Annotated in this window: 14 protein-coding genes; 5 read left to right on the top strand and 9 right to left on the bottom strand. The window is 64.0% G+C overall.

Features of this window, described 5'->3' with window-relative positions; translation table 11 throughout:
* Positions 1 to 33: 33 nt before the first annotated feature.
* Positions 34 to 339 (top strand): hypothetical protein, encoded by a 306-nt coding sequence (locus JAB4_RS16850; RefSeq protein WP_070218397.1) that lies wholly within the window; start codon positions 34 to 36, stop codon positions 337 to 339.
* A 73-nt stretch (positions 340 to 412) separates the two neighbouring features.
* On the top strand, positions 413 to 658 hold the full coding sequence (locus tag JAB4_RS16855) for a hypothetical protein (protein WP_070218398.1): 246 nt from the start codon (positions 413 to 415) through the stop codon (positions 656 to 658).
* 7 nt (positions 659 to 665) lie between these two features.
* On the opposite strand, the gene JAB4_RS16860 is transcribed toward JAB4_RS16855, so the two are convergent.
* The gene (locus JAB4_RS16860) at positions 666 to 887 is read right to left on the bottom strand and encodes a hypothetical protein (RefSeq protein WP_070218399.1); all 222 of its coding nucleotides are present in this window, start codon (positions 885 to 887) and stop codon (positions 666 to 668) included.
* Positions 888 to 1033: 146 nt separating this feature from the next.
* Between JAB4_RS16860 and JAB4_RS16865 the strand changes: the two genes are divergently transcribed.
* Positions 1034 to 1750, top strand: coding sequence for an SOS response-associated peptidase family protein (locus JAB4_RS16865; protein ID WP_070218400.1), 717 nt, complete (start codon positions 1034 to 1036; stop codon positions 1748 to 1750).
* Between the two features lies 1 nt (position 1751).
* Here the strand turns inward: JAB4_RS16865 and JAB4_RS16870 are convergent, their stop codons facing one another.
* The 8 genes from JAB4_RS16870 to queE form a co-directional block, all read right to left on the bottom strand.
* The gene (locus JAB4_RS16870) at positions 1752 to 2933 is read right to left on the bottom strand and encodes a DUF418 domain-containing protein (RefSeq protein ID WP_070218401.1); all 1182 of its coding nucleotides are present in this window, start codon (positions 2931 to 2933) and stop codon (positions 1752 to 1754) included.
* Between the two features lie 14 nt (positions 2934 to 2947).
* The gene (gene ldcA, locus JAB4_RS16875) at positions 2948 to 3865 is read right to left on the bottom strand and encodes a muramoyltetrapeptide carboxypeptidase (protein WP_070218548.1); all 918 of its coding nucleotides are present in this window, start codon (positions 3863 to 3865) and stop codon (positions 2948 to 2950) included.
* 32 nt (positions 3866 to 3897) lie between these two features.
* Complete coding sequence (locus JAB4_RS16880) at positions 3898 to 4815, bottom strand: alpha/beta hydrolase (protein WP_070218402.1); 918 nt, start codon at positions 4813 to 4815, stop codon at positions 3898 to 3900.
* Positions 4816 to 5083: 268 nt separating this feature from the next.
* Positions 5084 to 6238, bottom strand: a complete 1155-nt coding sequence (locus JAB4_RS16885) for a ChuX/HutX family heme-like substrate-binding protein (RefSeq protein WP_070218403.1) — start codon at positions 6236 to 6238, stop codon at positions 5084 to 5086.
* 62 nt (positions 6239 to 6300) lie between these two features.
* A complete protein-coding gene (locus JAB4_RS16890; RefSeq protein WP_070218404.1) occupies positions 6301 to 8664 on the bottom strand; it encodes a TonB-dependent hemoglobin/transferrin/lactoferrin family receptor in 2364 nt (787 codons plus the stop codon).
* A 241-nt stretch (positions 8665 to 8905) separates the two neighbouring features.
* On the bottom strand, positions 8906 to 9415 hold the full coding sequence (gene tadA, locus JAB4_RS16895) for a tRNA adenosine(34) deaminase TadA (RefSeq protein ID WP_070218405.1): 510 nt from the start codon (positions 9413 to 9415) through the stop codon (positions 8906 to 8908).
* Positions 9408 to 9854 carry a 6-carboxytetrahydropterin synthase QueD gene (queD, locus tag JAB4_RS16900; protein WP_035819191.1) on the bottom strand — a complete coding sequence of 149 codons (447 nt, stop codon included), beginning with the start codon at positions 9852 to 9854 and terminating at the stop codon, positions 9408 to 9410. The genes tadA and queD overlap by 8 nt, the downstream gene beginning before the upstream one ends.
* A 9-nt stretch (positions 9855 to 9863) precedes the next feature.
* Positions 9864 to 10499, bottom strand: a complete 636-nt coding sequence (queE, locus tag JAB4_RS16905; protein ID WP_070218406.1) for a 7-carboxy-7-deazaguanine synthase — start codon at positions 10497 to 10499, stop codon at positions 9864 to 9866.
* A 289-nt stretch (positions 10500 to 10788) separates the two neighbouring features.
* Here queE and JAB4_RS16910 point away from each other — a divergent pair, with 289 nt between their 5' ends.
* The gene (locus JAB4_RS16910) at positions 10789 to 11688 is read left to right on the top strand and encodes a sensor histidine kinase (protein WP_070218407.1); all 900 of its coding nucleotides are present in this window, start codon (positions 10789 to 10791) and stop codon (positions 11686 to 11688) included.
* A gap of 90 nt (positions 11689 to 11778) precedes the next feature.
* Positions 11779 to 12765: a diguanylate cyclase gene (locus JAB4_RS16915; RefSeq protein WP_070218408.1), complete on the top strand. Its 987-nt coding sequence runs from the start codon at positions 11779 to 11781 to the stop codon at positions 12763 to 12765.
* Positions 12766 to 12865 lie beyond the last annotated feature (100 nt).

Raw genomic sequence — 12865 nt, forward strand, 5'->3', positions numbered from 1 at the left:
GGCCCATGACAATCAGGTCTGGAGGCGGCAAACATGGATCAGCAACAAAAACACCAGATCCGGGGCTATGAATTTCATGTGGCGGGGGCGCTGGAGAAGGATGGGCGCTACCGGGGCATGATTTTGATCAGCAAGCGCGGCGATACCCTGCAGGTGTACGCCAAGCCCGTGCTGATAGAAACGCCGAGCAGTTTCAAGTCCGTGCATGCGGCCTTGATCGAGGCATCGGCGTATGCCCAGGAACTCATCTATAACGGCGCCATCAAGGCGCTGCTGCCGGCCGACGGGCCGCTGGCCGGAAAACAGGCTCCGCAGCCGCCGGATTTCGTCGGCAACTGACGCCGGCAAGCGCATCCGGCCATCCAGGGTGGCGCGTATAATGACGCGCTTTCCCGGATGAAAAATCAACACCATGGAATTTGTGAATTTACCGCTCGTCTTCCTGGTCGGCTGCGCGCTGATCGCCTTGCTGGCCAAAAAGAATGGCTATTCGTGGTACCTGTTTTTCTTCGCGATTGCCGTGCCCGCTCCCCTGTTGCTGCTGGCTTTGCCCCATGTGCTGGGCGTGGAGGCCGCGTCGCTGACCTCCGTACGGCTGGGCACCGTCCTGCTGTTCCCGCTAGCAGGCTTGCTGCTGGCCATGCGGGGCAAGCGCTAAGGCTGTTTCAGCGTACCGGCACCCCATCGGCCAGGCGCCAGCCTACCGACAAGGCTATTTGCTGCGCCTCTTTTTCATTGCTGCAATCATCATAATCACAGGTATCCGCATACGCGCCGCACGCCTGGTTCTGGCTGATGTACGAACCGACCCAGCGGCCATCGCGGCGCTGGCTGGCCGTGGCGCTGATGATAAAGCCTTTGTGGATGGTGGGGTTTTCAAAAGACATAATTCCTCCGATGCAAAAAAAGCGTCAGGGATCTGACTGGGTTCCACTGTGCGCCACATGCTGCCAGCAGTCTGTACGTTTGATCACACTCACGAAAAGGATGCACGCCGCGCTCGCGCCTACAGGCGATCGGGTATGATTTCGGCATGTGTGGACGATTCGATCAAAATGACACGGCGCGCGTGCTGGCGTCATCCTTCGGCTGGACCGACGCGGTGTTCGACAGCGAGGCCGAGCCGCACCTGAACGTCTCGCCCGGCACGTACCGGCCCGTGCTGCATATCCAGGATGGTGTGCACCGGGTCGACGATGTCTTCTGGGGCTACCGCCCTGCCTGGGCCGCCCAAGCCGTGCCCGCCCCCGGCAAGAAAAAAATCCCCATCGCCATCAATGCCCGGCTGGAAAAATTGGCAAGCGCCTACTGGAAACCCTTGCTGCGCGCGGGGCGCGGCATCGTCTGCGTCGATGGCTGGTATGAATGGACGGGCGAGAAAGGCCGCAAGCAGCCGTGGCACATCCACCGCAAGGACCGCGCGCGCCTGTTCCTGCTGGCGCTGGCCCAGTTCGGGCCGTACAAATTCAACCGCGAGGAAGCGGGCTTCGTGCTGGTGACGGCCGACAGCCTGGGCGGCATGGTCGATATCCACGACCGCCGCCCCGTCGCCGTCAGCCTGGAAGACGCGCACCGCTGGCTAGCCCCCGCGCTCACGCCCGAGCAGGCGCTGCACCTGGCGCGCACCTGCATGCTCGACGTGGACTTGTTCGAGTGGCATGCCGTCGATAATCCGCTCGTGCCGTCCGCCAAACCCAAGGCACCACCGCCGGCGTCGCCGCAAGGCGCCTTCGACTGGGGCGCCGACTAACTCAGCCGGGCAAGCGCGCCAGCCGGCGCCACAGCGCTTCCATCGGCCCCTGGCGGAAGTGCCGCAACCAATAGTGGCTGAGCAGCACCTGCCCCGCCATGATCACTATGGCCAGGCCCAGCATCTCGACGGGACGCAGCGTGGCGCCCCAGCCCAGGCCCGGCCCCTGCAGCAGCCAGGTGCCTAGCAAGGATTGCAAGAGATAATTACTCAGCGCCATGCGGCCCACGGGCGCCAGCCATGCACCGAGCCAGCGCAGCATGAAGGGACCGGCCAGCATCAGCGCCGCCACATAACCGGCCGCCAGCACGGGACCGCCGGCGAACAGGCCCACTTCGAACAGGGCCGTATCGAACACGGTTTGATACGGATCGGCCACCTGCCACGCGACGGCCCCCGCCGCCAGCAGGTTGAACGGCAAGCCCACGCCCAGCCCCACGGAGCGCACGCGACGCCACAGGCGCTCGTGGCGCCGCGGCTGCGTCAGCCAGCCGCAGCGCACGGACAAAATGCCCAGCAAGAACAGCACGATGATGTGCGGCAGCATGACGGCGGCGTACAGCAAGGAGACGAGGAAATCGTTGGCGCGCAGCCTGGCCACGGCCCACACACTGCCTTGCGTGTAGGTGGCGTAGCGGGCCGCGAAGTTTTGCAAATCATGCGCCGTGTCCGGCGCGCCGCCCTGCTGCCCCACGGGAATGAGCAAACACATGAACAGCAGAAAACCGGCCGCCACCAGCCAGGCGCGGTTGCGTATGCGGCTCAGTTTGGCCGCAGCCAGCGGCAGGATCAGCATGCCGGCGACAGCATACGAGGTCAGCACGTCGCCGCTCCAGATGCAGAAACCGTGCAGCAGGCCGAACACGAGCAGCCAGCGCAAACGGCGCCGGTACGCCGCTTGCGCCTGCTCCCAGCTGCCCAGCTGGCGTTTCAGGGAACGTGTTTGCAGGGCAAAACCGGCGCCAAACAAAAAAGCGAAGATGGGATAGAACTTGAACTGCGCCAGCGCCGCCACGCCGAAAATGACGAGCTGGTCGAGCACGGGCGGCTGCGCCGGCAAGGTGCCGTAGCGCAAGGACAGCGTGCCCCAGGCAAAGCCCCAGATATTCACGAGCAGGATGCCAAACACGGCGATGCCGCGCAGCACGTCAAGCTGCAGCAACCTGCCGGGCCTGGCGCTCATGGCGTTGATGGCGTTCAGGGGCGCGCCAGGGTCGGGTAATCAACCACCTGCAGGGTGAAGCCGGACGCGTCCGATTGCAGCCGCGCCTGGCCGCCGAACGGCAAGGTGACCCGCCGGCGGATGTGCCCGAATTCGAGCCCCGTCAGCACGGGCACGGGCAGGCGCTCGCGCACGTAGGCCAGCATGACGTCGAAATCGTAGCCCCTGTCCATCGGACTCAGCTTATAGGCGGAAAAGTCACCGAGCACGACCGCATGCTGGCGTTCGAACACGCCCGCATGCAGCAATTGCAGCAGCATGCGCTCGACCCGGTACGGGTGCTCGTTGACGTCTTCCAGGAACAGAATGCCGCCGTTAATCTCGGGGAAATACGGCGTGCCGAGCAGGTGGACCAGCATGGCCAGGTTGCCGCCCCACAATTTCCCCACCGCATCAACCTGTGGATTGCCAACGGACGTGCCCGTGACCGTGTGCGTGGGTCCCGCCAGGCATGACCACAGCTGATCGAGCGTAAATTGCTCGGGCTCGTCGCGCGTAAAATCGTCGCAGATCATGGGGCCGGCAAAGCTGGCGCGGCCCGTTTTCGCCATCAAGCCCATGTGGAAGGCAGTAAAATCGCTGTAGCCGACGAACAGCTTGCGGCTGGCGGCCATGCGGTCGAAATCGATGTCGGGCAGGATGCGGCTGATGCCGTAGCTGCCGCGCAAGGCGATCACCACCTGCACGTCGGGGTCGGCGGCTGCCGCGTTGAGCTGCGCCAAGCGGCCCGCATCCGTGCCGCCGAAACGCTGGAAGCTGTGTGCGGGGTCGTAGTAGTTGTGGACGGTGGCGCCTTGCGCCTGCAGGCGGGCGATGCCGCGCGCCACGGCCACGTCATCGGGCGCGCAACCGCCAGGCGCCACGATGGCGATGCCAATTTCAGGTGTCTTCAAAATGCCCATGCCTTCAAAAGTGGTGGGCGCGCCTAGGCTGGCTGGGAGCGCATCTGGGGCGCCATCTTACCTTGCAGATGCACATCGATCAAGGCGAGCAGGCGCTCGATCAGCTGGGGCGGCATGTCGTGCCCCATGCCTTCGATCACTTCGAGCGTGGCGCCCGGAATCAGCGCCGCCGTATCGATGCCGCAGGCGACGGGGATCAGGGGATCGGCCGCGCCATGGATCACCAGCGCCGGGCAGCTGATACTGGGCAGCAAGGCCGTGCGCTCGCCCGAGGCGGCAATGGCGACCATTTGCCGCGCCACGCCTTCCGGGCAGCTGCCGCGCTGCAACGCCGCTTCGATGCGCTGGTATAGCAGCTTTTCCGACACGGGATAGGCGGGACTGCCAATGACGCGCACGGTGGCCGCCATATGGGCCATCAGTTCGGCGCGGCTGGCATTGCGTTTCGGGCGTTGCAATAACGCATTGCGTGCCGCCCGCGTGGGGCCGGGCAAGCCGCGCCGGCCGCTGCTCGACATAATGGAGGTCAGGCTGAGCACTTGCAGCGGCGCGCGCGCCGCCATCACTTGCGCGATCATGCCGCCCATCGACACGCCGATCACGTGCGCCTGCGCAATGCGCAGAGCCGCCAGCAAGCCCAGCGCGTCGTCCGCCATGTCATCGAGGGTGTAGGAAGTTTTGAGGGGCCAGCCCAGCAGGTTTTTCACGTAGGCCAGCGGCAGATACGGTTTGCCCGCCTGCGCCATCTTGCTCGACAGGCCGCTGTCGCGGTTATCGAAACGCACGACGCGAAAACCTTGTTCGACGATGCCTTCGACAAAGTCCGCCGGCCAGGCGATCAGTTGCATGCCCAGGCCCATGACCAGCAGCACGCACGGATCATCCGGGTTGCCGTGGCTTTCATAAGCTATGTTGAGGCCGTTCGCCATGATGGTTGCCATGATTGCCTCTCTTCAGGAACCAGCACGCAGACACGATCGCTGCGGCCTTGCAATCAGCATACCACTATTGTGCTTCAGACATGAGACCGGCACGCGGCACCCACACTGAAGTGTTGCTCTGGTCGCACATGACATAACCTACTGCGCGTCGCGACTTGCGGCCTGCGATGCTCACCGTACCTAAAGTACGGTTGCGCTTCTCGACCACAATTCGCTTCCGCTCGCTACGGTTCTGTCACGTGCTGATACTCATCAACTTGCAAAAACCTTATTTTGCCTTTGGCAGACTATCGGCCAGATCCACCCAGCTTTGCGGCTGCGGTTTGCCCCGCTCGCGCACGCCGAAGAAGGAGACCACTTGCGTGCCGTCGTTGTCGAAGAACTCGACGGACGTGACGCCGCCGCGCTTGACGACCCAGCCGCTGCGCAGGGCCGTGTCGCGGATGTGCAGGTTGAAGTCCGGGTCCAGCACGTTGAAGAAGCCGCCGGCCGCCATGGTTTTTTCGATCTTGCCGCTGTAGATCTGCGTCAAACCTTCATTACCCAGGAAGACCATGATGGCGACCTTGTCCTTGGCCGCGTTTTCCAGCAGGGTGCGCAGCGCTTGCGGCGTCACGCGCTCGACCACGCCGGCCGGCGCCAGGCGCAGCGCCTGCTCGCGCGTCAGGTGGAATTCGCGCATGATTTGCGCAAACTGGTGCACGTCCGTCATGTCTTTCCAGGCCAGCTGGAATTCCTTGACGTCGATCTCGCTGTCCGGCTTTTCCGCCGCCTTCGGCGCCACGGCCAGCACGTTCAGTTCCGCGCTTTGCTGCGGCGCGCGGAAGGTGGCCACCAATTTATCGTAGACGGCCACGCCAGGCTCGTTGCGCAGGTAGATTTTGTGCACGGCCGTGCCGTTGGCGTCAAAGAATTGCAGGCTGCGCGTCGGCTTGCCGTCGCGGCCCGCTTGTTCCACGGCAAATGCGTACTTCCAGTTTTCAAAGTGGAAACGCAGGTCGATCTGGCCGCCCAGGTAGCCGCCCGCGATATTGCGCTGGCGCGCTTCCGTTTCCGGGTCCTTGGCGTCGGCCTGCTCGGACTTGTCGCCCGCCTGCTTGAACTTGCTGGCGACGCCCGTCGTTTCGATGACGCCGTTTTCATTGCGCGTGATCGCTTGCACGAGGCCCAGGTCCAGTGCGGCGCGCATGATTTCGCGCGGCTGGTTGCCGTCCGCCTGCAGGCGCGTGACGCCCTTGCCGATGTTGGTTGCCAGCAATTGCGCTTCGGACACGCCCAGCGCGCGCGCCGCGTCGCGGATCTGCAGCTTCGGCTGTTCCGTGCGCAAGGTGGACCAGCGTTCCGCCAGGGTGGCTGGGGCCGCATATGCGTTTGCAATCAGCAGGCTGCCTAGCAGGGATAGAACGAGTTTGGATAACTTCATAGAGAGACCATTCAATCAAATATGGAAAATAAGAGGGGCAGGCGCCCCTCCCCGGTAAAAATTTAGAAATTGACGCTGAGGCTGGCTGCGACGTTGCGGCCCGGTTTGGCGTAGCGCTCGATCTCGGCGCGGCTGGCGGCCGTGGTGCCGGCGGCCAGGCTGCGCGAGGCGGCGTAGTCCCAATACTTGCGATCCGTCAAGTTGTACACGCCGACGACGATCTTCGCGTTTTTGTGCACGTTCCAGTACGTCGACAGGTCGAAGATGGTGTACGACGGCACGGTAAACAGCGGGCCAGCATCGCCGATCAGCAGGTTTTCCGGCGCCTGCTTGGCGCCCGCATGCACGGCCGTCAGCGCCAGGCCGAACAGCTGGTTCGCATGGTCGTAGCCGAAGGTCAAGGCCGACTTGGCCGGCGCCACCGAGTTCAGGCCGCCGCTCTCGCCCGTCTGGGTATTGAAGGAACGGCCCTTGGCCACGCCGGTCGCCAGGTCCACGTGGTAGCCCTGCATGGCCGGCGCCCAGGCGCCCAGCTCGGCGCGCAGGGTCAGCTCGGCGCCCCAGGTGCGGGCATTGCCGATGTTTTCCGGGCGGAACAGGCCGCGCGTGATGGTGGGGTAGTTCACCGGATCATCTTTTTGCATCACGTAGTCGATCATGTCCGTGTATTCCGTCTGATAGACGGACGCGTGCATGCTCAAGCCCCTGATGACGTCGCCCTTCAGGCCCAGTTCATACGCCTTGCTCGTTTCCTTGCGCAAGTTCGCATTGCCCAGCACGGCATAGCCCTGCCCCGTGCCCGTATAGCTGAACGAGTCGTAGGTGCCCGTGCGCTCGGCCGCCGTCGGCAGGCGCGTGCCGCGCGTGAAGGTGGCGTAGGCGTTCATCTGCGGCAAGACTTCCACGGACAGGCTCAGGCTGGGCGTGAAATAGGTGTCGCTCTCTTTGCGCACTTCCTTGGCCGCGTTCGGCACGGCGATCGCATAGGTTTGCAGGTTTTTCGGTTCGTTCTTGCGGTAGTCGGCACGCAAGCCCGGCGTCAGCACGGCTTTCTTGCCCGCCAGATTGAAACTGAGATCGTCGCGCACATACAGGGCCAGCTTGCTCGTGTCCATGTCGGCCATGCGGTTCTTGTTGGTGACCTGATGCTGGCCCGTGGCGACGATGACGCGGTCTTCGCGCCACGGACGGCGCGTTTTCAGCTGTTCCAGCTGCACGCCGTACAGCAGCGCGTTGTCCGCATTGAGCTGCTTGAACGCTTCCGACGTCAGGCCGATGCTGTCATTCTTGAAATTGGTATCGATGGCGCGCCGGGCCGGACTGCCGAACGTGTAGAGGCCTTGCGTCTTGTCCTCGGTTTTCGCGTTCTGCAGATAGACCTTCGACGTCAGGCGGTCGAACAGGGCAAAATCCTTGAGCACCACGTCGTGGCCCAGGCTCACGCGCGTGCGCTTGGTGGTGGAATCCTGCTGCACGCCCGTCGGATAATACGTGCTGACCTTGCTGCGCAGGTCGCGCTTGTTCTTGCGCTCGAACATGTCGACCGTCAAGTCCAGCTTCTGTTCGCCAGGCAAGGTCCACACGAGCTTGGACAGCAAGGCGTTCGAATGCCAGTCGTCCGGGTTGACGGGCGTGGTACCGCGGCTGTCCATCTGCTCGCCATCGCGGTGCACGTAGACGGCCAGGCCCTGCAGATTGGCGCCGATTTTGGCGGCGCCCGTCAGGGTGTGCGCATTGCTGCGGTCGGCCGTGGCGCGGCCGTATTTATAGGCCACGTAATGGTCTTGCCCTTCGCCCAGGTAATCCTCGGGCGACTTGGTGATGAAGGCCACGCCGCCGCCCAGGCCGGGATTGGCGCCGCTGGCGGCCGTCGTGCCCGAATCGATGCGCACTTCGCGGAAGGTTTCCGGATCAAAATAATCACGACCCGTGGCGAAAGCGTTGAGGGTGTTGCCGTCCGGCTTGGGCGCCGCGTCGGGCAGCGAGATGCCGTCGAGTTCCAGGCTGACCCGGTTGCCTTCCAGGCCGCGGATGTTGTAACCGGTATTGCCAGAGCCGTCCCACACGCTGCCGCTGCCCGAGGCCGCCGCCGGCGCACTGATCAAGGGCAAATAGCGCACGATGCCGCCCATCTCGGTGACATTGCGGCGCTCCAGGTCGTCCGCCGTGACGACCGTCTTGGTGCCGGCGCGGCGCTCATAGTCCTGCTTGGCGTTGACGACGATTTCCGGGAAGACAGGCAACTTGGCCGGCTCCTGAGCGGCCGTGCCCGCATTGATGGCGGCCGTCTGCGCGAGAGCAGGCAGCATCGGCGCCGCGAACAGGCCCAGCAAGGCGGCGCGCAGCACCAGGTTATGGCGGCGGGCAGGCAGATGAGCTGAGAATACGACGGGTGCAGCGGTGCGCTGCGGAAGCACAGTAGTCATGATGGTCCGGTTTAAGAGTGGAGGCTGGCTCTTGAACCCGGATCGATAACGAAAGTGTTAACGATGCATAAGGAAAGTTTGCTGGCGAAAACAATACTGTAACACGAATCATTCTCATTTGAGAATGGCAATTGGTCTAGACAGATGTTATTTCGCAACAATTATAAAAATGCCAGCCGGATGGCTGGCAAGGGATGGCTGGCATTCTGGCAAAGCCATGGCGGCCCTGCCCTGCCCGGCGTCAGGTAGCCGGACTGGCCAGCTTGCGCGCTTCCGCCTGCGCACGGCGGCGCTCGGCAAAGAAACGCTTGAGAAAAGCGCCGCACTCGTCGGCCAGCACCCCGCCAACGATCGCCGTCTGGTGGTTCAGCGCGGGCTGCTCGAACAGGTTCAGCACGGAGCCGCAGGCGCCCGTCTTCGGGTCGCCCGCGCCGTAGACCACGCGCGCCAGCCGGGCATGCAGCATGGCGCCCGAACACATCACGCACGGCTCCAGGGTCACGTACAGCTCGCAGCCGGGCAGCCGGTAGTTGCCCAGCTTTTCGGCGGCGGCGCGCAAGGCCATCACTTCCGCGTGCGCCGTGGGGTCGTGGCGGCCGATGGGCTGGTTGTAGCCCACGGCGATGACTTCGTCATCCTTGACGACGACGGCGCCGACGGGCACTTCGCCCAGGTCCCATGCGTGCTGGGCCTGCTCCAGGGCCAGCTGCATGTAGCGCGCATCGCGCGCGCCAGCGTGCATTTCAGTCATCGGTCACTTCTGCCCAGCAATTTGGCGTTTCATGCAGCACCAGTTTATGCAGGTGCAAGCCCGTGCCGAAATGGTCGGTGAACGCCGCTTTCAGTATCTCGAAGGCGATGCGCGCCAGGTTTTCCACCGTCGGGATACGGTCGATGACGACGGTTTTATGGTCGGGCAGGCTGGCCAGGAAATCGCGCACGGCCGTGTCTTTCTCATAAACGAGGAAGGCGTGGTCCCACACATCGACCAGGTGCTGCTTGGCCAGGGTTTTCACGTCGGAAAAATCCATGATCATGCCATTGTCGGAATTGCCTTCCGCTTCGATGACCTTGCCGACCAGCGTGATTTCCACCGTGTAGCGGTGGCCGTGCAGGTTGCGGCACTGGCTTTTGTGGTCGGGAATGCGGTGGCCCGCGTCGAATTCGAGCTTGCGTGTGATAGTCAGCATATTGTTTTATTAAGGTATTTGCAGGAGTTTATGGGTTTGCAGGCTCAGCTTCCACTTCGGGTTGCTTTTGCACGTCTCGATGGCCAGCTTCATGTTGTGCGCGGCCAGGGGGCCATCCATCGCCTGCACGAAGAAGTTCTCGAAGTCGAGCCCTTCGTAGGCGGCCAGGTCTTGCTGGAACTGGGGGATGACGACCTTGATCTCATTGCCCTTGTGGACGACCAGTGTCGAACCCATCTTCGGGCTGACGCAGATCCAGTCCACGCCGGCCGGCACGGGCAAGGTGCCATTGGTTTCGATGGCGATGGTAAAGCCGACCGCGTGCATGGCATCGATCAGGGCCGTGTCCAGCTGCAGCAACGGTTCGCCGCCCGTAAACACGACGTATTTGCTCGGCGCGTAGCTGGCCGGCCACAGGCTGTCGATCAGCGCGGCCAGCTCCTCGGGCGTCTTGAACTTGCCGCCCAGTTCGCCATCGGTGCCGACGAAATCCGTGTCGCAGAACTGGCACACGGCCGTGGCGCGGTCGCTTTCGCGGCCCGTCCACAGGTTGCAGCCGGAAAAGCGGCAAAACACGGCCGGACGGCCCGCGTGCGCACCTTCGCCCTGCAGGGTGTAAAAAATCTCTTTGATGCTATAAGTCACTGTATTTCCTAAGAGCTGGCTGGCGTCATCGCGCAGGGCGAACGCATCGAGGCCGGCGCACCGCACCGTCACCGCAAAAGCCGATTGACAACCCTCTATTATATGCCGCCACGACACTTTCCGTGCAAATGCCGTGCCCGCCGTCTGGCGCCGCGGCATCCGGCAGCAAGAAAGCCACAGCGGCCGTCAAAACTGCGCAGCTTTTGCGTTTAGACAATATAAATAACCCATGGTTAATATATTTTCTGTAAGAACATTGCCTGCTGGAAAACATTTAGGGAGCGAGAAAATGATGCAACGCTGGCTACGCCCGCCGTGTCGCCTGAGCATTCTGGCTTGCCTGGCGGCCGGCGCACTCGCTTCTCTGCACGCCGGTTACGCCGCCGGCCCGATACTGCAGACCGGCACGCCCTTGCGCCTGATGCTGGCCTGCGCCATCCTGTGCGGTGCGCTGGCGCTGATGCTGTGGCGCCAGCACCGCCTGGCGCTGCGCCTGCGGGCGCTGGAACAGCTGCGCGCGGACGCCGAGCAGGAGCGCCTGGCCAGCGGGCAGCAGCAGGCGCGCGAACAAGAGCGCCAGCGCATCGGGCGCGACATCCACGACGACCTGGGCCAGCATCTGCTGACCTTGAAGATCGACCTGTCCATGCTGCAGACCAGCACGCATGGCACGGCGCCCCAGCTGGCGCAGCAACTGGCCGTGATCGTGCGCAATGTCGACCTCAGCATCGCTGCACTGCGCTGCGTCATCCATGACTTGCGCCCGCCCGCCCTCGACGCCGGGCTGCAAGCAGCATGCGAAGAGCTGTTGGCCGACTTCCGGCGCACCACGGGCATTGATTGCCGTTTCGATTACCGGCTCGACGCCGCCGCCGGCCGCGCGCACGGCGCCTTGCTGTACCACGTGGTGCAGGAAGCGCTGGCCAATATCGCCCGCCACGCGCGCGCCACGCATGTCCGGCTGTGCCTGCAGCAAGCGGGCGCCACCGTGGAATGCCGCATCCGCGACGACGGCATAGGGCTGCCGGGCTCGCCGCCGCGCCTCGGTTGCGGCCTGTCCGGCATGCATGAGCGCGTGGCCGCCGCCGGCGGCAGCCTGCACATCGACAGCCGCAGCGGCGCCGGCACCACCTTGCGCCTGTCGCTGCCGCTGCCGGTCCGCCATGACGAGGCGATGGCCCATCGCTGAAAATATTGCTCAATATCAACACCTTCGGCCCGCCACACTGCATCATGGCCAACGAACCAGCCCCCACTCACGCCCAAGAAGGATGCTTTCATGCCGGATAGCCACGCACATGCCAGCGTATCGCCGTATGGTGAAGCCCAGGGTTTCGCCGTCAAGATGATGGAATTACTGGTCGTGCCGACCTTCGTACTCGATGTGCATGGCAGGGTGATGATCTGGAACCGCGCCTGCGAGCAGCTGACGGGCGTGCCAGCGTCCGAAGTGCTGGGCGCGCGCGAGCCGGGCCGCTGCTTTTATAACGACGAGCGCCCCACCCTGGCCGACCTGCTGCTGTCCGGGCGCGGCGGCGACATGCGCGCCCTGCATGCCCAGCAACAATATCGCAGCGGCACGGGCAGCAACCTGTGCGCGGAAAACTGGTGCGACATGCCGCGCACGGGGCGGCGGCGCTACCTGGCCGTCGATGCCAGTCCCATCCATGGCAATCACGGTGAACTGATCGCCGTGGTCGAAACCCTGCGCGACATGACCGATGAAAAACGCGCGCAGGTGGAACTGGAACGCCTGGCCACGCGCGATGGCTTGACGGGGCTGGCCAACCGGCGTTGCTTCGACGACACCATCCTGGCCGAGTGGCAGCGCGCGCAGCGGCAGGAGCAGCCCCTGTCGCTGCTGATGGTCGACGTCGACAATTTCAAGGAATATAACGACAGCCACGGCCACCAGGGCGGCGACCTGTGCCTGCGCAAGGTGGCCGGCGCCGTGGCCAGCGAAATGCGCACGAACGACCTGGTGGCCCGCTACGGCGGCGAAGAATTTGCCGTCATCCTGCCGAACCAGTCGCTCAAGGGCGCGGCCATCGTGGCCGAACGCATCCGCCAGCGCGTGGAACGGCTGCAGCTGCCGCGCAAGCGTCCCGACGGCGCCTGCGTCACCGTCAGCATCGGCGCCGCCACGGCCCTGCCCGGTCCCGGCACGGAACTGGGGCAGTTGATCCACACGGCCGACTGCGCCCTGTACCGCGCCAAGCACCTGGGCCGCAACCGCATCAGCCTGCCGGAAACGACGCTGACCTGAGCACCTGTCCCTGCGGCACGCCTTGCCTGCCCTGACGGGGCCGCCCCTTCATGCCAAAACGCCTTGCCCCTATGCACGGCGGCATGAATATTCTATGCTG

Origin of the sequence: Janthinobacterium sp. HH102, from assembly GCF_001758625.2 — a bacterium.
Lineage (GTDB): Bacteria > Pseudomonadota > Gammaproteobacteria > Burkholderiales > Burkholderiaceae_D > Janthinobacterium.